Raw genomic sequence first — 22986 nt, 5'->3', positions numbered from 1 at the left:
TTCCTTTAGCTTTGTTTCTATTAGTAGTATGCCATCTGGTCTGCATTTCTGATGTTTAAAACAGCAAATATCCCGTATTAGCTGGCTTTTGTAGTTCTTTTGGCGAAAAAAAAGGCGTCTGGTAATCTTTTTGCAATAAACACTTGTCAGCTCCCAGAAAATCCCTATACTGCGCCTCCACTGACACGGCACAACGGCTTACAAACCGGCCCGTCAGCCAGATGAAAAGCGAAAATAAACGCTTGACTCTGAAAGAGGAAAGCGTAATATACGCCACCTCGAGTTAGCAAGCGAAAGCGCCTAACTCACTGCTCTTTAACAATTTATCAGACAATCTGTGTGGGCACTCGCAGGATTGATATCTCAGATACCTTCGGGTATCAAAAAAATATCAAGTCTTGAAGAGTGACCAAGCAGTAATTCATTTAAGTGAATTATTACGAAAGTTAATTTTTGAGCACCGCTTCACGAGTTGAAGCAAATCAAGCTTTTAATTGAAGAGTTTGATCATGGCTCAGATTGAACGCTGGCGGCAGGCCTAACACATGCAAGTCGAGCGGTAGCACAGGGAGCTTGCTCCTGGGTGACGAGCGGCGGACGGGTGAGTAATGTCTGGGAAACTGCCTGATGGAGGGGGATAACTACTGGAAACGGTAGCTAATACCGCATAACGTCTTCGGACCAAAGAGGGGGACCTTCGGGCCTCTTGCCATCAGATGTGCCCAGATGGGATTAGCTAGTAGGTGAGGTAATGGCTCACCTAGGCGACGATCCCTAGCTGGTCTGAGAGGATGACCAGCCACACTGGAACTGAGACACGGTCCAGACTCCTACGGGAGGCAGCAGTGGGGAATATTGCACAATGGGCGCAAGCCTGATGCAGCCATGCCGCGTGTATGAAGAAGGCCTTCGGGTTGTAAAGTACTTTCAGCGAGGAGGAAGGCGTTAAGGTTAATAACCTTGGCGATTGACGTTACTCGCAGAAGAAGCACCGGCTAACTCCGTGCCAGCAGCCGCGGTAATACGGAGGGTGCAAGCGTTAATCGGAATTACTGGGCGTAAAGCGCACGCAGGCGGTCTGTCAAGTCGGATGTGAAATCCCCGGGCTCAACCTGGGAACTGCATTCGAAACTGGCAGGCTAGAGTCTTGTAGAGGGGGGTAGAATTCCAGGTGTAGCGGTGAAATGCGTAGAGATCTGGAGGAATACCGGTGGCGAAGGCGGCCCCCTGGACAAAGACTGACGCTCAGGTGCGAAAGCGTGGGGAGCAAACAGGATTAGATACCCTGGTAGTCCACGCCGTAAACGATGTCGACTTGGAGGTTGTTCCCTTGAGGAGTGGCTTCCGGAGCTAACGCGTTAAGTCGACCGCCTGGGGAGTACGGCCGCAAGGTTAAAACTCAAATGAATTGACGGGGGCCCGCACAAGCGGTGGAGCATGTGGTTTAATTCGATGCAACGCGAAGAACCTTACCTACTCTTGACATCCAGAGAATTCGGCAGAGATGCCTTAGTGCCTTCGGGAACTCTGAGACAGGTGCTGCATGGCTGTCGTCAGCTCGTGTTGTGAAATGTTGGGTTAAGTCCCGCAACGAGCGCAACCCTTATCCTTTGTTGCCAGCGGTTCGGCCGGGAACTCAAAGGAGACTGCCAGTGATAAACTGGAGGAAGGTGGGGATGACGTCAAGTCATCATGGCCCTTACGAGTAGGGCTACACACGTGCTACAATGGCGCATACAAAGAGAAGCGACCTCGCGAGAGCAAGCGGACCTCATAAAGTGCGTCGTAGTCCGGATCGGAGTCTGCAACTCGACTCCGTGAAGTCGGAATCGCTAGTAATCGTAGATCAGAATGCTACGGTGAATACGTTCCCGGGCCTTGTACACACCGCCCGTCACACCATGGGAGTGGGTTGCAAAAGAAGTAGGTAGCTTAACCTTCGGGAGGGCGCTTACCACTTTGTGATTCATGACTGGGGTGAAGTCGTAACAAGGTAACCGTAGGGGAACCTGCGGTTGGATCACCTCCTTACCTAATAGATACGAACTTGCGTAGTGCTCACACAGATTGTCTGATAGAAGTAAATGAGCAAAAAGCGATATCCTGCAAAGGATTATTCGTGTCCCCATCGTCTAGAGGCCCAGGACACTGCCCTTTCACGGCTGTAACAGGGGTTCGAATCCCCTTGGGGACGCCATCTCCGATAATGTGTGAAAGACATTATCACCGAATATCTCAAAACTGACTTTCGAGTCACGTTTGAGATATTGCTCTTTAAAAATCCGGAACAAGCTGAAAATTGAAACGACATGTCGTCTCATTCCTCCGTAATAAGGAATGGGAATACGATATGTTCGAGTCTCTCAAATTTTCACAACATACGATTGTGTCTTACGAGACATCTTCGGGTTGTGAGGTTAAGCGACTAAGCGTACACGGTGGATGCCCTGGCAGTCAGAGGCGATGAAGGACGTGCTAATCTGCGATAAGCGTCGGTAAGGTGATATGAACCGTTATAACCGACGATTTCCGAATGGGGAAACCCAGTGCAATTCGTTGCACTATCGTTAAGTGAATACATAGCTTAACGAAGCGAACCGGGGGAACTGAAACATCTAAGTACCCCGAGGAAAAGAAATCAACCGAGATTCCCCCAGTAGCGGCGAGCGAACGGGGAGCAGCCCAGAGTCTGAATCAGTTTGTGTATTAGTGGAAGCGTCTGGAAAGTCGCAGGGTACAGGGTGATACTCCCGTACACAAAAATACACATACTGTGAACTCGAAGAGTAGGGCGGGACACGTGGTATCCTGTCTGAATATGGGGGGACCATCCTCCAAGGCTAAATACTCCTGACTGACCGATAGTGAACCAGTACCGTGAGGGAAAGGCGAAAAGAACCCCGGCGAGGGGAGTGAAACAGAACCTGAAACCGTGTACGTACAAGCAGTGGGAGCCTCTTTTATGGGGTGACTGCGTACCTTTTGTATAATGGGTCAGCGACTTATATTCTGTAGCAAGGTTAACCGTATAGGGGAGCCGCAGGGAAACCGAGTCTTAACTGGGCGTTAAGTTGCAGGGTATAGACCCGAAACCCGGTGATCTAGCCATGGGCAGGTTGAAGGTTGGGTAACACTAACTGGAGGACCGAACCGACTAATGTTGAAAAATTAGCGGATGACTTGTGGCTGGGGGTGAAAGGCCAATCAAACCGGGAGATAGCTGGTTCTCCCCGAAAGCTATTTAGGTAGCGCCTCGTGAACTCATCTTCGGGGGTAGAGCACTGTTTCGGCTAGGGGGCCATCCCGGCTTACCAACCCGATGCAAACTCCGAATACCGAAGAATGTTATCACGGGAGACACACGGCGGGTGCTAACGTCCGTCGTGAAGAGGGAAACAACCCAGACCGCCAGCTAAGGTCCCAAAGTCATGGTTAAGTGGGAAACGATGTGGGAAGGCACAGACAGCCAGGATGTTGGCTTAGAAGCAGCCATCATTTAAAGAAAGCGTAATAGCTCACTGGTCGAGTCGGCCTGCGCGGAAGATGTAACGGGGCTAAACCATGCACCGAAGCTGCGGCAGCGACGCTTATGCGTTGTTGGGTAGGGGAGCGTTCTGTAAGCCGTTGAAGCTGGACTGTGAGGTCTGGTGGAGGTATCAGAAGTGCGAATGCTGACATAAGTAACGATAAAGCGGGTGAAAAACCCGCTCGCCGGAAGACCAAGGGTTCCTGTCCAACGTTAATCGGGGCAGGGTGAGTCGACCCCTAAGGCGAGGCCGAAAGGCGTAGTCGATGGGAAACAGGTTAATATTCCTGTACTCGGTGTTACTGCGAAGGGGGGACGGAGAGGGCTATGTTAGCCGGGCGACGGTTGTCCCGGTTTAAGCATGTAGGCGGAGAGTTTAGGTAAATCCGGACTCTTATTCAACGCTGAGGTGTGATGACGAGGTACTACGGTACTGAAGTAACAAATGCCGCACTTCCAGGAAAAGCCTCTAAGCATCAGGTAACATCAAATCGTACCCCAAACCGACACAGGTGGTCAGGTAGAGAATACCAAGGCGCTTGAGAGAACTCGGGTGAAGGAACTAGGCAAAATGGTGCCGTAACTTCGGGAGAAGGCACGCTGTCGGTAGGTGAAGTCCCTTGCGGATGGAGCTGAAGGCAGTCGAAGATACCAGCTGGCTGCAACTGTTTATTAAAAACACAGCACTGTGCAAACACGAAAGTGGACGTATACGGTGTGACGCCTGCCCGGTGCCGGAAGGTTAATTGATGGGGTTAAGCGCAAGCTGAAGCTCTTGATCGAAGCCCCGGTAAACGGCGGCCGTAACTATAACGGTCCTAAGGTAGCGAAATTCCTTGTCGGGTAAGTTCCGACCTGCACGAATGGCGTAATGATGGCCAGGCTGTCTCCACCCGAGACTCAGTGAAATTGAAATCGCTGTGAAGATGCAGTGTACCCGCGGCAAGACGGAAAGACCCCGTGAACCTTTACTATAGCTTGACACTGAACACTGGTCCTTGATGTGTAGGATAGGTGGGAGGCTTTGAAGCGAGGACGCCAGTTCTTGTGGAGCCAACCTTGAAATACCACCCTTTAATGGCTGGTGTTCTAACGTAGACCCGTAATCCGGGTTGCGGACAGTGTCTGGTGGGTAGTTTGACTGGGGCGGTCTCCTCCTAAAGCGTAACGGAGGAGCACGAAGGTTAGCTAATCACGGTCGGACATCGTGAGGTTAGTGCAAAGGCATAAGCTAGCTTGACTGCGAGAGTGACGGCTCGAGCAGGTGCGAAAGCAGGTCTTAGTGATCCGGTGGTTCTGAATGGAAGGGCCATCGCTCAACGGATAAAAGGTACTCCGGGGATAACAGGCTGATACCGCCCAAGAGTTCATATCGACGGCGGTGTTTGGCACCTCGATGTCGGCTCATCACATCCTGGGGCTGAAGTAGGTCCCAAGGGTATGGCTGTTCGCCATTTAAAGTGGTACGCGAGCTGGGTTTAGAACGTCGTGAGACAGTTCGGTCCCTATCTGCCGTGGGCGCTGGAGAATTGAGGGGGGCTGCTCCTAGTACGAGAGGACCGGAGTGGACGCATCACTGGTGTTCGGGTTGTCATGCCAATGGCATTGCCCGGTAGCTAAATGCGGAAAAGATAAGCGCTGAAAGCATCTAAGCGCGAAACTTGCCCCGAGATGAGTTCTCCCTGACCCTTTAAGGGTCCTGAAGGAACGTTGAAGACTACGACGTTGATAGGCTGGGTGTGTAAGCGTAGCGATACGTTGAGCTAACCAGTACTAATGATCCGTGAGGCTTAACCTTACAACACCGAAGGTGTTTTGGTTGAGAGACTAAGATATTTGATTTTCAGCTTGAACCGAGATTAAGTTGATGGTTGTGTGGATAACACAACGGTTAACAAAACAGAATATGCCTGGCGGCACTAGCGCGGTGGTCCCACCTGACCCCATGCCGAACTCAGAAGTGAAACGCCGTAGCGCCGATGGTAGTGTGGGGTCTCCCCATGCGAGAGTAGGGAACTGCCAGGCTCCAATTAAGCAAAAAGTCCTGTACTGACGTACAGGGCTTTTTGCTGTCTGCAATTTATAGAAAGATACCCACGAGAACGTAGGCAATACTCACTTCTTAAGCCAGTCAGCAATAAAATCAGCAATCTGAATGGGTGAGTTGATATCCAGTACGGGAAGCGACACATTTGGTAGCGGTACGTCACTCGAAATGGCAATAACATTCCTATCTATTTTCAGCTCATCAACGCTATGCGTTAGTCCTGCCCTGTAAAGCAGGATCTTAGGTATCTCTTCATGCTTAAAACCTTCAACCAATATCAAATGAAGTGAGCTGGAATCCATTCTGCTGGCGAGCCAATGCAAATCCAGTTCTTCTTGCTCAGGTGTTTCAGTCATTAATGCCCAACGATTCTTGTTGGCTACTATCGTTTGGTCCGCCCCAGCTTTCCGCAATTCGTAACTGTCTTTTCCTGGTTTATCGACATCCACATCATGATGAGTATGTTTGATTAACCCAGGGCGGATCCCTCGTTCATTGAGTAAAGGGATCAGTTTCTTAAGAAGTGTTGTTTTACCTGTGCCACTCCAGGCGGCAATCGCGAGTAGAGGAATCATCTATTTATGCTCCCATTGGGCGAGATCTTCAGGTGAATTCACGTTGATGAAGTTATTCATCTGATCCTGGAATCGAACGCTGTGCCCACCAGACTCTCGGAGAAAAAACATTACCCGTCGTTCTCCCGAAGCCAGATAGTTTTCCAGGGATACAGCGAGTTTCTTATGTATAAGAGCGATGGTTGGATGGTCACGTTCCCCATCATTTACCCACACGGCACGGGAAGCCCCTTTCTGCTCCCAAAGTTTGCATGCCAGATCGTCGGGAATGTTGGGTGTATCGCAAGGACAAAACAAAAACCACTCGCTATCGAGGTTCTGCATTGCCGATAGCATTCCAGCCAATGGCCCTGGGTAATCAGGTAATGTGTCACTGAGAACGCGTAATCCAATAGATTGATATATTTCGATATTTCTATTCGCACTGATCACCACATTGCTGACTTGAGAGGTGAGCTTTCTGGTGACATGCTCAAATAATGGTAGGCCATTGAAGTATATTAGTCCCTTATCGTTACCCCCCATTCTTGTGGCTCTTCCTCCGGACAGCACCACACCAGTCACTTCCGTTAAACATCTCACTAATATCGCCTCTTTTAATGTGGGTTTGAGCCTGCTAACGTGTGACATCTCGCATGTGAAAGGAGCACAATCATGAAATGCAAACGTCTTAACGAACTGCTCGAGCTACTTCAGCCAGCATGGCAGAAAGAGCCAGACCTCAACTTGATTCAATTTTTGCAGAAACTCAGTAAAGAGTCAGGTTATACCGGTGAATTAACCGATCTCACTGATGACGTGCTTATTTATCAGCTGAAAATGCGTGATTCGGCAAAAGACGCTGTTATTCCTGGCATTCAGAAAGACTATGAAGAAGACTTTAAGACCGCATTGTTACGTGCCCGTGGTGTAATTAAAGAGTAAAAGCTTGTAAGCCGCGCCACTTTGACAGCGATGAAATGTTATCCTCAACTATCCGTATTTACAGTCGGTTGCCTGGATGACAGACAGCAGCGCTTTCAATTTTCAAACACTACATCCGGATACCATCATGGACGCCTTGTTCGAACAAGGTATACGGGTGGATTCCGGCTTGACCCCATTAAACAGTTTTGAAAACCGCGTCTACCAGTTTCAGGACGAGGATCGTAAACGTTATGTGGTTAAGTTTTATCGCCCCTATCGTTGGTCACCTGAGCAAATAGAAGAAGAGCATCAGTTTGCGCTTGAGTTACAAGCTGATGAGGTTCCGGTTGCGGCCCCCTTGCATCTCAATGGCAACACCTTACTACGCCATAATGGCTTTATGTATGCTGTGTTCCCGAGTTTGGGGGGAAGGCAGTACGAAACGGATAACCTTGATCAGATGGAATGGGTTGGCCGTTATCTTGGCCGTATCCATCAAACAGGGCGTCGTAAGCCATTTTCTGCGCGCCCTGATATGGGCTTAAATGAATACTTATTTGAGCCGCGTGAAATATTTGAGCAGACGCATTTGATTCCATCAGCCCTGAAGAAGAGTTTTCTCAACGCCACCGATGCGTTAATAGCAGAAATTCAACTTCATTGGCATACCGATTTTCAGCCATTACGACTACATGGTGATTGCCATCCAGGGAATATTCTCTGGCGCGATGGTCCTTTGTTTGTCGATCTGGATGATGCCCGAAATGGCCCGGCAGTTCAGGATATCTGGATGCTTCTCAATGGTGACAAAGCCGAACAGAGAATGCAGCTAGAAATGATTGTCGAGGCATATGAAGAGTTTGCCTCATTTGATTCAGACGAAATTGCACTCATAGAACCTTTACGAGCAATGCGTATGGTTTATTATCTCGCGTGGATAATTCGGCGCTGGGATGACCCTGCTTTCCCCAGAAATTTTCCCTGGATTACAGACGAAGATTACTGGCGGGGACAAACTGCGACTTTTAAAGAGCAGGTACGGGTTCTACGTGAACCACCACTAACATTAACGCCAATGTATTAATCAGTATTTATTCAGGAGAGATTCAATGATGAAAAAGATTTGGCTGGCGCTGGCGGGGATGATCCTGGCATTCAGCGTGTCTGCTGCACAGTTTAAAGATGGAAAAGAGTTTATCACTTTAGAAAAACCTGTCGCCGGTGAGCCGCAAGTTTTAGAGTTTTTCTCCTTCTATTGCCCACACTGCTATCAGTTTGAAGAAGTTCTTCATGTCTCTGATAATGTGAAGAAAAAGCTGCCAGAAGGCACTAAGATGACAAAGTACCATGTTGAGTTCCTGGGCCCATTGGGCAAGGATTTAACTCAGGCATGGGCTGTTGCACTGGCATTGGGCGTGGAAGACAAAATTACCGCTCCAATGTTTGAAGCTGTGCAGAAAACTCAGACTATCCAAAATGTTGCTGATATCCGCCAGGTATTCATCACTGCTGGCGTTAAACCAGAAGAGTACGATGCTGCCTGGAACAGTTTTGTTGTGAAATCATTGGTTGCTCAGCAAGAGAAAGCTGCGGCAGATCTGCAACTGCAAGGCGTTCCCGCTATGTTTGTAAACGGAAAGTATCAGTTGAATCCACAAGGCATGGACACCAGCAATATGGACATGTTTATTCAGCAATATGCTGAAGTCGCCAAGTTCCTGGTTGAAAAGAAATAACAAAGAAAGCCGGTCAATGACCGGCTTTCTTCTATTGTTTGATGTTTGTCAGTAGTTGATCTTTCTCATGCCACAACGCATTCAACCATTGCTGGAAGCGACGTTTAAAAGCTTTGTCATTCACATAATCGCCATGCAGATCCTCTGCAATTGGCACCAGCGACACCCTCACCACAATTCGCGTCATCTTCCCGCTTAACATGTCATAAAATGGGCTTTGTGCATTTTCAGGATAACAAATCGTCACATTCAGCAGCTTATCGAACTGTTTCCCCAACACGTTGAGAGCCATTGCAATTCCAGCTGCTTTAGGTGGAAGCAGGTTTTGAAAAGCCGAGCGAGTCTGTAAACGCTTCTCTTTAGTGAATCTCGACCCTTCGACAAAATTCACTATTGTCGTTGGGTGAGAGCGAAATTTTTCGCAAGAGCGGCGAGTGGTTTCCACATCTTTGCCGCGTTGCTCTGGGTGACGCAATAAATACCCTCGCGAGTAACGTTTCATGAAAGGCATATCCAAAGCCCAACAAGCCAAACCCATAAATGGCACCCAGGCGAGCTGTTGCTTTAAAAAGTACTTATTCATTGGGATATGTTTGCGAAACAGGACGCACAAAATGACGATGTCCGCCCAGCTTCGGTGATTACAAATTAGTAGGTACCAGTTTTTTTTGCTGAGATCGTCGAGCCCTTCAACGTCCCACTTTAGATGTGGATTTAGCCTGAGCAAAAAAGCCAATCCTTCACACCAGCAGTACATCATGAAATCAGCAAATACCGAGATTGAGCGCCAGATGATGGGAACGGGTAAGAGTAGCTTGATGATGCCAGCAATAATAATAGGTACTGAGCAGGCTACAGTGACCACGATAGTAAGAGCGACACTCAGAATCAAAGTTATCGCGGCGAATAATCTCGACATAAATAAATTTTTCAGTTGGTTAGAGAGTGTCTGGTGCTGGAAGAAGAATAATAGGGCTGAATTTTATCAGAAGTTTATCAGCATGGATGACACTAAAACTGCTCAATAAAAAACATACATACCATAGGCTTTGAATAATTTCGGTCTATTACATAATTTATTTTTATATCCACATTTATCGATTACGCACAAAATGTCTTCTCAGTGAATGCCTTAAATGTAGTGCATTGAAAAATAATGATATTTAATCGAAAGATAATTTCTTTCGAACTTAACAATCAATTGCTTAAAAAACTATGCACAAACTTATCCACAATGTTGATCTTGAGGCAGATCTCGAAGATCAACAAAACTTTTCACCTTATCTTCCTCAAAAGTTCATGTTTTCAGCCAGGCTATGGCATCCTTTAGCTATAAACTAAAACCAGTCACGGAACGGAACATTATGGTTCAGATCGCGCAAAATCCACTTATCCTCGTTGATGGCTCCTCTTATCTCTATCGTGCCTATCACGCCTTCCCACCGCTGACTAATAGCAAGGGTGAACCGACCGGGGCAATGTACGGCGTGCTGAACATGCTGCGTAGTTTGCTGTTGCAGTACCAGCCGACTCATGCCGCAGTAGTGTTTGATGCCAAAGGTAAAACCTTCCGTGACGAGTTGTTTGAACACTATAAATCTCATCGTCCGCCTATGCCTGACGATCTGCGAGCACAAATCGAACCTCTGCATGCAATGGTAAAAGCCATGGGATTACCACTACTGGCGGTTTCTGGCGTGGAAGCTGACGACGTTATTGGTACGCTTGCACTTGAGGCGGAACGTGTGGGCCGTCCGGTACTTATCAGTACTGGCGATAAAGATATGGCGCAACTGGTTACACCGAGTGTGACGCTTATCAACACCATGACTAACACCATCCTTGGCCCAGATGAAGTTCGCACTAAATATGGTGTGCCTCCTGAACTGATTATCGATTTCCTGGCCTTAATGGGCGACTCGTCGGATAACATTCCTGGTGTTCCGGGCGTTGGCGAGAAAACAGCACAGGCACTACTCCAGGGTTTAGGTGGTCTGGATACGCTGTACGCTAATCCAGAGAAAATCGCAGAACTGACGTTCCGTGGTGCGAAAACTATGGCGGCGAAGCTTGAGCAAAGCAAAGACCTGGCTTACCTCTCCTATAAACTGGCCACCATCAAAACAGATGTGGAACTTGAGCTGGGCTGCGAGCAATTAGAAGTGCAGCAACCGGCGGATGAAGAGCTTCTGGATCTGTTCAAACAATACGAATTCAAACGCTGGATTACCGACGTTGAAGCAGGCAAGTGGATGCAGGTTAAGGGCGCGAAACCGGCTGCACAATCGCCAAAAACCGTCGAGATTGAAGCTGACGTTGAGCCGGAAGAGCCAGCTAATGTGCTTTCTTATGACAACTACGTCACTATTCTTGACGAAACCGTGCTGGAAGAGTGGATTACCCGTCTGAAAAAAGCGCCAGTCGTCGCCTTTGATACCGAAACCGATAGCCTGGATAACATCAGTGCGAACCTGGTTGGTCTGTCATTTGCCACTGAACCGGGTGTTGCGTGCTACATCCCTGTCGCACATGACTATTTAGACGCTCCGGTACAAATTCCTCGTGAGCGTGCGCTCGAACTTCTGAAGCCATTACTTGAAGATGAAAGCGTGCTTAAAGTTGGCCAGAACCTGAAGTATGACCGTGGCATCATGCAGAACTACGATATCGAACTTCGTGGAATTGCGTTCGATACCATGCTTGAATCCTACATTCTTGATAGCGTTGCAGGCCGCCACGATATGGACAGCCTGTCCGCTCGTTGGCTGAAACACACCACCATCACCTTCGAAGAGATTGCTGGCAAGGGCAAAAAGCAACTGACCTTTAACCAAATAGATCTGGAGCAGGCCGGGCGTTATGCCGCAGAAGATGCAGACGTGACTTTACAGCTGCATTTGAAAATGTGGCCGAAGCTTGAAAAGCGTGAAGGGCCATTAAGCATCTTTAAAAATATCGAAATGCCACTGGTGCCCGTGTTGTCACGTATTGAACGCAACGGTGTGAAGATCGACCCGGCTGTGCTGCATACCCATTCTGAGCAACTGACAAAACGCCTCGCAGAGCTGGAAATCACAGCTCACGAAATTGCAGGCGAAGCATTTAATCTCTCTTCACCGAAGCAGCTGCAAACCATTCTTTTTGAAAAACAGGGTATTAAACCACTCAAGAAAACCCCTGGCGGCGCCCGTCAACTTCTGAAGAAGTGCTGGAAGAACTGGCTCTGGATTACCCGCTGCCTAAAGTTATCCTTGAACACCGTGGCCTGGCGAAGCTGAAATCGACTTATACCGATAAGCTGCCGTTAATGATTAACCCGAAAACGGGCCGCGTACATACTTCCTATCATCAGGCTGTGGCTGCGACCGGGCGTTTGTCTTCGACCGAACCGAATCTGCAAAACATTCCGGTACGAAATGAAGAAGGGCGTCGCATTCGCCAGGCCTTTATTGCACCAAAAGATTATCTGATCGTTTCTGCCGACTACTCGCAAATCGAACTGCGCATCATGGCGCATTTGTCTCGTGATAAGGGCTTACTGACTGCATTTGCCGAAGGCAAAGATATTCACCGTGCGACAGCCGCTGAAGTATTTGGTATTCCGTTGGATAGTGTTTCTGGTGAGCAACGCCGCAGCGCTAAAGCGATTAACTTCGGTCTGATTTACGGCATGAGCGCATTTGGTTTGTCACGCCAGCTCAATATCCCGCGTAAAGAGTCGCAGAAATACATGGATCTCTACTTTGAACGCTATCCTGGTGTGCTGGAATACATGGAACGCACCCGCAAGCAGGCGAAAGAGCAGGGTTATGTCGAAACTCTGGATGGACGCCGCCTGTATTTACCGGACATCAATTCTAGTAATGCGGCTCGTCGTGCTGGTGCTGAACGTGCGGCTATCAATGCCCCGATGCAGGGAACGGCGGCTGATATCATCAAACGCGCGATGATTGCTGTCGATGCCTGGCTTGAAACAGAGAAGCCACGCGTAAAAATGATCATGCAGGTACACGATGAACTGGTCTTTGAAGTTCATCAGGATGATTTGGAAGCTGTATCGAAGAAAGTCCACGAACTGATGGAAGGCAGCATGAAACTGGATGTGCCGCTATTGGTGGAAGTTGGCAGTGGCGCAAATTGGGATGAAGCGCACTAATTTGCAGCTGGTTATGTAACTAAAGAACATAAGTCATAGCTTTTTGTGATGGTGCTTCAAGATTGAAGTGTAAAGGGTGAAAAAAAACTACAAAAAGTACTTTTTCATCCTAATAAAAAGGAGTAGAGTTATTCGCGTAGGGTACAGAGGTAAGATGTTCTATCTTTCAGACCTTTTACTTCACGTAATCGGATTTGGCTGAATATTTTAGCCGCCCCAGTCAGTAATGACTGGGGCGTTTTTTATTGGGCGCGAGTCAGGAAAGAAAGGAAAAGCACGGGCGAACCCATGCCTATTTTTATTCGCCAGTTGCTTCGTCGTCTTCTTCTTCTACGTCGTCTTCTTCAGTTGCTGGTGGAATATCGTTGTACCAGCCATCAAGCTTATGACGCAGTACATCGACACCAATTTTCTTCAGCGACGAAAACGCTTCTACCTGAATATCACCGTTAAAGTCCACAACCGCTTCACGCACCATATTTAACTGCGCTTTACGAGCGCCAGATGCCAGCTTGTCGGCCTTGGTTAACAGCAGCATGACTGGAATGTTGCTCGCAACGGCCCAGTGAATCATTTGCTGATCAAGGTCTTTAAGCGGATGACGGATATCCATCAGCACCACTAGGCCTTTCAGGCTATTACGCTTTTGCAGGTATTCACCAAGCGCGCGCTGCCATTTCAGTTTTACTTCTTCCGGTACTTCGGCGTAGCCATAGCCCGGTAAATCCACCACACGTAAGCCTTCAGCCACTTCAAACAAGTTGATGAGCTGAGTACGGCCAGGTGTTTTACTGGTACGAGCCAGTGCTTTCTGATTAGTCAGCGTATTTAATGCGCTGGATTTCCCTGCGTTAGAGCGGCCTGCGAAAGCAACCTCAATACCAGTATCAGAAGGTAAATGGCGAATATCCGGTGCGCTAAGCACGAAGTGGGTCAGTTGATAATTCCAGTTTTTCAAAACGGTTGTCTCCCTCAGGATGAGCATTGTGGGGGATTATACCTGAACGTGGCGAAAACGCCGTGTTTCTCAGCAAGGCTTACAGGATTACAGAGATACGCCTGCAGTTTGTAAGACATTGACCATTCATACTGGCAGACAACGCAGCGTTGATAAATGCAGACATTATTAAAATACTCTATAAAACAGCATATTAAACCGATATGGATTGATTGTATCAATGCCTTAACACAAATACCTACCTTGTAGAACCAGGCGCTAAGAGTAAAGTAAGCGGCACAGGCAAAGGAGAGCCACAAAGGATAGCAACTCAGGATGAGGGTTCAGGATCGTCAGGATGGCGAAGAACCAGGGAAGTGCCAGGAGGCAACGTCTGGAGACGTTTAAAAGGGACAAGGATTTACACGGAAGTTGTTTGCAAAGGATAGACAGGGCGTCGAGTGCGAACAGGGATTGTGTGACCAGATAACGGTCCAGAGACAAGAAAAAGGCGACAGGTTAACCTGCCGCCTTTTTTCTTTGCTTGCTTTCTGCTAGATTCCGCCGCAATTCTATACTGAATAAAAATGGCTCAAGATAATTTATTATGAAGCAACAAAACTCAGCAGCACCTGGTTCCAAGCCTTCAAAAGCACGTCGTAAAACGCGTGAAGAGATCGATCGTGAAGCACGTGACCGTAAACGTGATAAAAAACACAGCGGGCATGCAGCGGGTAGCCGTGCAACTGGCGGTGTTCAAGCGAAAAGTGGAAGTGGCAGCAGTCAGGCTAAAGATCCGCGCATTGGCAGTAAAAAACCAATCGCCCTGGGTGTAACTGAAGTCCAGGTCAAAAAACCTAAACAGCACAAACCTAAAATCGAGAAACCTATGCTCACACCACAGGCTGAACTGGATTTGCTGGAAAATGATGAGCGCCTGGACGCGCTGCTGGAACGTCTTGAAGAAGGTGAAACGCTTAATGCAGAAGAGCAGGCGTGGGTTAACGCTAAGCTTGATCGTATTGATGCGCTAATGGCAGAACTCGGCATCGCCTATGAAGATGACGAAGATGAAGAAGAAAAAGAGAAGGGCGATGATTTGATGCGCCTGCTCAAAGGCACTGATTAACGGTCTTTCGCAATGGAATTACCTGTTCTTATCGTGGTTATTCCTCTGGTGTGTTATCTGCTGTGGTTATTCGTTAAACTACGGCGGTTGTCGCGATTGCAAAAATCGTTGCGCCGTCAACGAATGCGGCATCACCGGAGGAAGTAAGCATGTCTGAGCAGTTAATCGATTGGGATCTGGCCCTGATCCAGAAATATAATTATTCAGGGCCACGTTATACCTCTTATCCCACCGCGCTGGAGTTCTCAGAAGGCTTCGGTGAGGCGGCATTTCTTGAAGCGGTGGCTCGTTATCCTGAGCGCCCGCTTTCGCTGTACGTTCATATCCCGTTCTGCCATAAACTTTGCTACTTCTGCGGCTGCAATAAAATTGTGACCCGCCAGACGCATAAGGCTGATCAATACCTTGATGCGCTTGAACAAGAGATAGCCCATCGTGCACCGCTCTTTAAAGGCCGTCACGTCAGTCAGTTGCATTGGGGCGGTGGTACACCAACTTACCTCAGTAAAGCGCAGATAAGCCGTCTGATGGGGCTTCTACGGGGTCATTTCAATTTCGATGAAGATGCTGAGCTGTCCATTGAAATCGATCCGCGTGAAATCGAACTCGATGTGCTGGACCATTTGCGCCAGGAAGGGTTTACCCGCCTGAGCATGGGCGTGCAGGATTTCAACAAAGAAGTGCAGCGCCTGGTTAACCGTGAGCAAGACGAAGAGTTTATCTTCGCGCTGATTCAGCGAGCGCGAGAACTTGGCTTCACCTCGACCAATATTGACTTGATCTACGGCCTGCCAAAGCAGACGCCAGAAAGCTTTGCCTTCACACTCAAGCGTGTTGCAGAACTTAGTCCTCACCGTTTAAGCGTTTTTAACTACGCGCACTTGCCGACGTTGTTTGCAGCACAGCGCAAAATTAAAGACGAAGACTTACCGAGCGCCCAGCAAAAACTCGACATTCTGCAAGAAACCATCGGTTCGCTGACCCATGCGGGATATCAGTTTATTGGCATGGACCACTTTGCGCGGCCAGATGACGAACTGGCGATTGCTCAACGCGAAGGGAAACTGCACCGTAACTTCCAGGGCTACACCACTCAGGGTGATACCGACCTGCTGGGAATGGGCGTTTCTGCCATCAGCATGATTGGCGACTGCTACGCGCAGAACCAGAAAGAGCTTAAAACCTATTATCAGCAGGTTGATCAGCAGGGCGATGCGCTGTGGCGCGGCCTGGCACTCACCCGCGATGACTGCATCCGTCGTGATGTTATCAAAGCATTGATTTGTAATTTCCAGCTTAAATTTGCCGAAATTGAACAGCTTTGGGATTTAGATTTTGCAGAGTACTTTGCCGAGGATCTGAAATTACTGGCACCATTGGCGAAAGATGGGCTGGTGGATGTTGATGGTAAACACATTCAGGTGACAGCTAAAGGTCGTCTGCTAATCCGTAATATCTGCATGTGCTTTGATACTTACTTGCGCCAGAAGGCACGCCTCCAGCAGTTCTCGCGCGTGATATAAAACTAAAGGCGGCTTGTACGCCGCCTTTTTGTTATTCCATCCCCAACTCTTTCAACTTACGCGTCAGGGTATTGCGCCCCCAGCCAAGTAAACGAGCCGCTTCCTGCTTGTGGCCTTGCGTATGCCGCAGTGCCGTCGTTAGCAGTGTGCGTTCCATTTCTGGTTGAGCTTCAGAGAGTAAATTCTGATGACCGGAACGTAATGCGCGATCTGCCCATTGCGCCAGTAAAGTTGCCCAACTGTCGGATTGAGAATGTGCCGGGCTATCGGGAATGGTTGTCTCGAACAACTCGGCAGGCAAGTCCTGAATCAATACTTCCTGGCCTGCCGCCATGACCGTTAACCAGCGACAGGTATTTTCCAGTTGGCGCACGTTTCCAGGCCAGGCCAAACGCGTTAATGCTGTTTCGGTTTCGGGATGAAGCTGCTTGGCTTCCACACCTAACTCTTTTGCAGCATCTTGCAAGAAATGACGAGTCAGACGCGGAATATCTTCGCGGCGTTCGCGCAGGGGTGGCAAATGCACGCGAATTACGTTCAGGCGATGGAATAAATCCTCACGGAATTTCCCTTCCTGCACGCGTAACTCAAGGTTCTGGTGCGTTGCGGCAATAATTCGCACATCAACTTTTACCGGCGCATAACCGCCAACACGATAAAACTGTCCGTCAGCCAACACGCGCAGCAAACGAGTTTGCACGTCCAGCGGCATATCGCCGATTTCATCGAGGAACAGTGTGCCGCCGTCAGCCTGCTCGAAACGGCCTTGCCGAATTTGATTAGCGCCGGTAAAAGCCCCTTTCTCATGGCCAAACAGCTCAGACTCAATCAAATCCTTTGGGATGGCAGCCATATTCAGCGCAATAAAAGGGGATTTCACCCGTGGGCTGTGGCGATGCAAGGCATGGGCGACTAACTCTTTACCCGTACCGGATTCACCGTTAATCAGCACACTTATTGATGACCGGGAGAGGCGGCCAATGATCCTGAACACATCCTGCATCGCAGGCGCTTCACCAATAATATCGGTGGTTGGCCCATTAACCTGCACATTGCGCGGTTGCTGCTGTTCCTGATAGTGGCTGATGGCGCGTTCAACCAGAGCCACCGCTTCATCAATATCAAAGGGTTTAGGCAGGTAATCAAAAGCACCCTGCTGATAGGCACTCACGGCCGCCTCAAGGTCTGAATGAGCGGTCATTATGATGACCGGCAACATCGGGTGGCGTTGTTTAATCTGCTTTAGCAGCGCCAGGCCATCCATGCCGGGCATGCGAATATCAGATAACAAAACGTCCGGGGTTTTGGTTGCAAGAGCATTCAGGACTTCAGTGCCACTTTCAAATGTGGTGCAGCTTAAACCAGCCCCTGTTAGTGCGCGTTCCAACACCCAACGGATGGAGCTATCGTCATCAACGATCCAAACTATCCCTCGTTGCATAAAGACCTCTACTTACGAATGGGCAGGTAAACCGAAAACTCGGTATGACCTGGCCAACTGTTAAATTCGATTTTTCCCGAATGCTGATCGATCAAGTTGCGTGCAATAGAAAGACCCAATCCTGTCCCTCCTTCACGGCCACTCACCATTGGGTAGAATAGTGTGTCCTGCAGATGGGCCGGAATACCCGGACCGTTGTCTTCAACATCAATTCGTGCAGCCAGTCGGTAACGAGTACCGTGCAGCGTAATTTGAAAGGCGGTACGCGTGCGTAACACAATCTCACCACCATCGCTGCCGAGCGCCTGAAGCGCGTTGCGCACAATATTCAATAAAATCTGTTCAATTTGGTCTGGGTCGTGCGCTAACTCAGGCAAACTTGGGTCGTAATCTCTTACCAGCGACACGTTGGCAGGTAATTCCATCGACACCAGTTTCATCACCCGTTCGGTGACTTTATGAATACTTTCAGTAACGTGCATGCCAGGTTGCTGCGGGCCTAACAGCCTGTCGACCAGATTACGTAAACGATCAGCCTGCTCAATAATCACCTTGGTGTATTCAGTGAGCGAAGGATCGGGTAAGGCTTTTGCCAGTAATTGCGCGGCACCACGTAACCCACCAAGTGGATTTTTAATCTCATGAGCCAGCCCACGTACTAAGTCACGAGCGGCAATTTGCTGTGCCTGCTGTAACTGTTCCTGACTTAAACGTCGTTGGTTATCCATCGGCGCCATTTCCATCAGGATGAAACCTTCTGGTAAACGTTGTGCTGTCAGGGAAAGAATGTGGGAGCGGCTATCGATAACCAGCGTGACTTCGTTATCGGTAAAACCCTGGCCGGAGGTCAGGCTTTCCTGCATCAAGCCAATATTTAGTGAAAAGTAACTCAACAGCTCTGGTAACGGTGTGCCGTACAGCTTGCGTGAACTTTGCGCCAAAAGTTGCTGTGCCGCCGGATTGGCGTAATGCACCGCCAGTTCGTCATCGACCAGTAAAATGCTATTGATTAAAGAATTCAGGATCTGCCCAGCATCGGGCAGCGTGCCGGTTGCCATACAGCAGTCTCCGATAATTTGCACTGTGATGGTGCATTATAGTTTCCTGGCAGCAAAAGATATTGTTGCAGCAGATTATTTGTGGAGAAAAAAGCCCATCCTGAGATGGGCTAAAAGTTTCCACGGCAACTAAAAATCTTCTGAGACTGATGACAAACCACTTCGTAGGTCGGATAAGCGCAGCCCTACAACACCTGTTTAGTGAATTTTGTCAGCAATCTGCTCAACGTCATTAAACGCTGTAATACAGTTCAAACTCGACTGGGTGCGGAGTCATACGCACGCGGTCGTTTTCTTCGATACGCAGCGCGATGTAAGCATCGATAGCTTCATCAGTGAACACGCCGCCCGCAGTCAGGAACTCGCGGTCTTCGTTCAGGCAGTTCAGTGCTTCTTCCAGAGAGCCTGCAACTTGTGGGATCTCTTTTGCTTCTTCTGGAGGCAAGTCGTACAGGTTTTTGTCCATTGCTTCGCCCGGATGGATTTTGTTCTTGATACCATCAAGACCAGCCATCAGCAGTGCTGCGAAGCACAGGTACGGGTTAGCCGCTGGGTCCGGGAAGCGCACTTCGATACGACGTGCTTTCGGAGACGCAACTACTGGGATACGGATTGAAGCGGAACGGTTAGCTGCAGAGTAAGCCAGCATAACTGGAGCTTCGTAACCCGGGACCAGACGCTTGTAGGAGTTGGTGGTTGGGTTAGCCAGGGCGTTGATGGCTTTAGCGTGTTTGATAACACCGCCGATGTAGTACAGCGCTTGCTCAGACAGGCCAGCATATTTGTCACCAGCGAACAGGTTTACACCGTTCTTAGCCAGGGACATATGGCAGTGCATACCAGAACCGTTATCGCCAAACATTGGTTTTGGCATAAAGGTCGCTGTTTTGCCGTAAGCATGAGCAACGTTATGAACCACATATTTGTAGATCTGAATCTCATCTGCTTTTTTAGTCATGGTGTTGAAGCGGGTAGCCACTTCGTTCTGACCAGCAGTTGCTACTTCGTGGTGGTGAGCTTCAACAACCAGGCCCATTTGCTCCATAGTCAGACACATTGCAGAACGCAGGTCTTGTGCGGAGTCAACCGGAGGAACTGGGAAGTAACCGCCTTTAACAGCAGGACGGTGGCCTTTGTTGCCGCCTTCGTATTTGGTGCCGCTGTTCCATGCGCCTTCGATATCATCGATAGCCACGTGAGAACCGGAGATGGAGCTACCGAAACGAACGTCGTCGAACAAGAAGAACTCTGGTTCTGGCCCGAACAGTACGGTATCGGCGATGCCAGTAGAACGCAGGTAGTCTTCAGCACGCTTGGAAATGGAGCGTGGATCGCGGTCATAACCCTGCATGGTGCCAGGCTCAAGAATGTCGCAACGAATGATCAGCGTAGAATCAGCGAAGAATGGGTCAATAACAGCGGTAGATGCATCTGGCATCAGAACCATGTCGGATTCATTGATGCCTTTCCAGCCACCAATTGAAGAACCATCAAACATTTTGCCTTCTTCGAAGAAGTCAGCAGTAACCTGATGAGCAGGGATAGTGACGTGCTGTTCTTTACCTTTGGTGTCAGTGAAGCGCAAATCTACAAACTTCACTTCGTGTTCATTCAGCATCGTCAAAACGTGTTCAGCGGACATACTTAACTCTCCCGGATTGGTCATTGTCGTCGTGGTAACGAGGTGTTCAATACTTTCTTCGTTTGGCTATTCGCCCTAAAATGTTTAAAGCGAAATCTGTGCCAACTTTTAAATTACCCTAAAAAGGCGCTATCATGCGCACCATAGTGCAAAAGGGATGCACCATGATGGATAGTTTGCACCAATGTAGTGCTTCAGTCTGAGATTTGAGCACCATATTGGTGCAATTTTCGTTGTGGCTCCCTTTTTTGCTCCGTGAAAGCGATCACAAACCCTTACTTTCAACATTGTTTGTAAAAGTTCTTTGTGATCCTGTTATGTCCTTCGATTAATACGTGTACAATAACGCGCTATTTCTAATGCCTGAGGCAAAGTTGTGATCGAAAATCTGCGTAATATCGCCATCATCGCGCACGTTGACCATGGTAAAACTACCCTGGTTGATAAGCTGCTGCAGCAATCTGGTACTTTCAGTAACGACCGTGCTGAAGCCACTGAACGCGTGATGGACTCCAACGATTTGGAGAAAGAGCGTGGGATTACCATCCTCGCTAAAAACACCGCTATCAAATGGAATGACTACCGTATCAATATCGTTGATACCCCTGGGCACGCCGACTTCGGTGGTGAAGTTGAACGTGTAATGTCCATGGTAGACTCCGTTCTGCTGGTCGTTGATGCAATGGATGGCCCAATGCCGCAGACGCGCTTCGTAACCAAGAAGGCATTTGCTCATGGTTTGAAGCCAATTGTTGTTATCAACAAAGTTGACCGTCCTGGCGCGCGTCCTGACTGGGTTGTTGATCAGGTGTTCGACCTGTTCGTAAACCTTGACGCTACTGACGAGCAACTCGATTTCCCAATCATCTACGCATCAGCGTTGATGGGTATCGCAGGTAACGATCACGGTGATATGGCGGAAGACATGACCCCGCTGTACCAGGCGATTGTTGACCACGTTAAAGCACCAAGCGTTGACCTTGATGGTCCGTTCCAGATGCAAATCTCCCAGCTCGATTACAACAACTACGTTGGTGTTATCGGCATCGGTCGCATCAAACGCGGTAAAGTGAAGCCTAACCAGCAAATCACTATCATCGACAGCGAAGGTAAAACTCGTAACGGTAAAGTCGGTAAAGTACTGACCCACCTCGGCCTGGAGCGTATTGAATCCACCGAAGCGGAAGCCGGCGACATCATCGCGATTACCGGTCTGGGCGAGCTGAACATCTCCGACACCCTTTGCGACACGCAAAATGTTGAAGCGCTGCCAGCACTGTCTGTTGATGAACCAACTGTTACCATGTTCTTCAACGTCAACACCTCTCCGTTCTGTGGCAAAGAAGGTAAATTTGTTACCTCTCGTCAGATCCTTGACCGCCTGAACAAAGAGCTGGTGCACAACGTTGCACTGCGTGTTGAAGAAACCGAAGATGCGGATGCATTCCGTGTATCCGGTCGTGGTGAGCTGCACCTGTCTGTTCTTATCGAAAACATGCGTCGTGAAGGCTTCGAACTGGCTGTGTCCCGTCCGAAAGTAATCAACCGTATGATCGATGGTCGTATGCAAGAGCCGTTCGAGAACGTGACTCTGGATATCGAAGAACAACACCAGGGTTCTGTGATGCAGGCGATGGGCGAGCGTAAGGGCGATGTCAAAGACATGATCCCTGACGGCAAAGGCCGTATCCGTCTGGATTACCTGATTCCAGCACGTGGCTTGATTGGCTTCCGTACTGAGTTCATGACCATGACTTCTGGTACGGGTCTGCTGTACTCCACATTCAGCCATTACGACGACGTGAAACCAGGCGAAATCGGCCAGCGTCAGAACGGCGTGCTGATCTCTAACGGCCAGGGTAAAGCGGTTGCGTTTGCTCTGTTCGGTCTGCAAGATCGCGGCAAGTTGTTCCTGGGCCACGGTGCAGAAGTTTACGAAGGCCAGATCATCGGTATTCACAGTCGTTCTAACGACCTGACTGTAAACTGCCTGACCGGTAAGAAACTGACCAACATGCGTGCTTCTGGTACTGACGAAGCAACCACTCTGGTCCCAGCACTGAAGATGTCTCTGGAGCAAGCTCTGGAATTCATCGATGACGACGAACTGGTAGAAGTGACTCCAACTTCTGTCCGTATTCGTAAACGTCACCTGACTGAAAACGACCGCAAACGCGCGGGTCGTGGCGGCAAAGAAGCGTAAGTTTCTTTCCTGCAAAGCATTGAAGCCCTGCCTGTTTAGGCGGGGCTTTTTTTTGCACTGTTGCTCGCAGAACCTGCATCATTGCAAACCCGCCGATAGTCAAAGCC

At 49.0% G+C, this 22986-nt stretch carries 14 protein-coding genes, 1 tRNA gene, 3 rRNA genes and 1 pseudogene; 12 read left to right on the top strand and 7 right to left on the bottom strand.

The window, feature by feature from the left end; genetic code table 11:
* Positions 1-491: 491 nt before the first annotated feature.
* The 4 genes from MNO13_RS24230 to rrf all read left to right on the top strand — a co-directional run bounded on the left by MNO13_RS24230 (position 492) and on the right by rrf (position 5551).
* Positions 492-2031, top strand: a 16S ribosomal RNA gene (locus MNO13_RS24230).
* Between the two features lie 90 nt (positions 2032-2121).
* Positions 2122-2197: transfer RNA gene (locus MNO13_RS24225), tRNA-Glu, on the top strand.
* 218 nt (positions 2198-2415) lie between these two features.
* Positions 2416-5324: ribosomal RNA gene (locus tag MNO13_RS24220) — 23S ribosomal RNA — on the top strand.
* Between the two features lie 111 nt (positions 5325-5435).
* A 5S ribosomal RNA gene (gene rrf / locus MNO13_RS24215) occupies positions 5436-5551 on the top strand.
* Together the 16S, 23S and 5S rRNA genes with 1 tRNA gene alongside form the textbook arrangement of a ribosomal RNA operon.
* A 90-nt stretch (positions 5552-5641) precedes the next feature.
* Here the strand turns inward: rrf and mobB are convergent.
* Complete coding sequence (gene mobB / locus MNO13_RS24210) at positions 5642-6148, bottom strand: molybdopterin-guanine dinucleotide biosynthesis protein MobB (RefSeq protein ID WP_064541900.1); 507 nt, start codon at positions 6146-6148, stop codon at positions 5642-5644.
* Positions 6149-6673, bottom strand: coding sequence for a molybdenum cofactor guanylyltransferase MobA (gene mobA, locus MNO13_RS24205; RefSeq protein ID WP_064541897.1), 525 nt, complete (start codon positions 6671-6673; stop codon positions 6149-6151).
* A 129-nt stretch (positions 6674-6802) separates the two neighbouring features.
* Here mobA and MNO13_RS24200 point away from each other — a divergent pair, with 129 nt between their 5' ends.
* From MNO13_RS24200 to dsbA, 3 genes are all read left to right on the top strand, one after another.
* Positions 6803-7072: a YihD family protein gene (locus MNO13_RS24200; protein WP_064541894.1), complete on the top strand. Its 270-nt coding sequence runs from the start codon at positions 6803-6805 to the stop codon at positions 7070-7072.
* Positions 7073-7148: 76 nt separating this feature from the next.
* Entirely contained in the window at positions 7149-8138 is a 990-nt protein-coding gene (locus tag MNO13_RS24195; protein WP_064541891.1) for a serine/threonine protein kinase, read from the top strand.
* 28 nt (positions 8139-8166) lie between these two features.
* The gene (gene dsbA, locus MNO13_RS24190) at positions 8167-8790 is read left to right on the top strand and encodes a thiol:disulfide interchange protein DsbA (RefSeq protein ID WP_064541924.1); all 624 of its coding nucleotides are present in this window, start codon (positions 8167-8169) and stop codon (positions 8788-8790) included.
* Between the two features lie 31 nt (positions 8791-8821).
* Here the strand turns inward: dsbA and MNO13_RS24185 are convergent, their stop codons facing one another.
* On the bottom strand, positions 8822-9709 hold the full coding sequence (locus MNO13_RS24185) for an acyltransferase (protein WP_121814637.1): 888 nt from the start codon (positions 9707-9709) through the stop codon (positions 8822-8824).
* 445 nt (positions 9710-10154) lie between these two features.
* Between MNO13_RS24185 and polA the strand changes: the two are divergent.
* Both polA and spfP read left to right on the top strand, forming a co-directional pair.
* Positions 10155-12946 (top strand): annotated as a pseudogene (gene polA / locus MNO13_RS24180) (DNA polymerase I).
* A 154-nt stretch (positions 12947-13100) separates the two neighbouring features.
* Positions 13101-13148 carry a small protein SpfP gene (gene spfP / locus MNO13_RS24605; protein ID WP_071892919.1) on the top strand — a complete coding sequence of 16 codons (48 nt, stop codon included), beginning with the start codon at positions 13101-13103 and terminating at the stop codon, positions 13146-13148.
* Positions 13149-13244: 96 nt separating this feature from the next.
* On the opposite strand, the gene yihA is transcribed toward spfP, so the two are convergent.
* A complete protein-coding gene (gene yihA / locus MNO13_RS24175; protein ID WP_064541921.1) occupies positions 13245-13904 on the bottom strand; it encodes a ribosome biogenesis GTP-binding protein YihA/YsxC in 660 nt (219 codons plus the stop codon).
* 586 nt (positions 13905-14490) lie between these two features.
* On the opposite strand from yihA, the gene yihI reads away from it, so the two are divergent.
* Together yihI and hemN are read left to right on the top strand one after the other, a co-directional pair.
* Positions 14491-15012: a Der GTPase-activating protein YihI gene (gene yihI, locus MNO13_RS24170; protein ID WP_064541882.1), complete on the top strand. Its 522-nt coding sequence runs from the start codon at positions 14491-14493 to the stop codon at positions 15010-15012.
* A gap of 149 nt (positions 15013-15161) precedes the next feature.
* Positions 15162-16535: an oxygen-independent coproporphyrinogen III oxidase gene (hemN, locus tag MNO13_RS24165; protein WP_064541879.1), complete on the top strand. Its 1374-nt coding sequence runs from the start codon at positions 15162-15164 to the stop codon at positions 16533-16535.
* 31 nt (positions 16536-16566) lie between these two features.
* On the opposite strand, the gene glnG is transcribed toward hemN, so the two are convergent.
* The 3 genes from glnG to glnA all read right to left on the bottom strand — a co-directional run bounded on the left by glnG (position 16567) and on the right by glnA (position 20676).
* Positions 16567-17976 carry a nitrogen regulation protein NR(I) gene (gene glnG, locus MNO13_RS24160; protein ID WP_064541876.1) on the bottom strand — a complete coding sequence of 470 codons (1410 nt, stop codon included), beginning with the start codon at positions 17974-17976 and terminating at the stop codon, positions 16567-16569.
* Positions 17977-17984: 8 nt separating this feature from the next.
* The gene (glnL, locus tag MNO13_RS24155) at positions 17985-19034 is read right to left on the bottom strand and encodes a nitrogen regulation protein NR(II) (protein ID WP_064541874.1); all 1050 of its coding nucleotides are present in this window, start codon (positions 19032-19034) and stop codon (positions 17985-17987) included.
* Between the two features lie 232 nt (positions 19035-19266).
* Complete coding sequence (glnA, locus tag MNO13_RS24150; RefSeq protein ID WP_064541871.1) at positions 19267-20676, bottom strand: glutamate--ammonia ligase; 1410 nt, start codon at positions 20674-20676, stop codon at positions 19267-19269.
* A 376-nt stretch (positions 20677-21052) separates the two neighbouring features.
* Between glnA and typA the strand changes: the two genes are divergently transcribed.
* Positions 21053-22879 carry a ribosome-dependent GTPase TypA gene (gene typA / locus MNO13_RS24145; RefSeq protein WP_064541867.1) on the top strand — a complete coding sequence of 609 codons (1827 nt, stop codon included), beginning with the start codon at positions 21053-21055 and terminating at the stop codon, positions 22877-22879.
* The last annotated feature ends 107 nt before the right edge of the window (positions 22880-22986 follow it).

Source organism: Buttiauxella ferragutiae (assembly GCF_022637515.1).
Classification (GTDB): domain Bacteria; phylum Pseudomonadota; class Gammaproteobacteria; order Enterobacterales; family Enterobacteriaceae; genus Buttiauxella; species Buttiauxella ferragutiae.
Note: the sequence above shows the minus strand (reverse complement) of the source record. Positions and strands in the feature narration are given on the sequence as shown.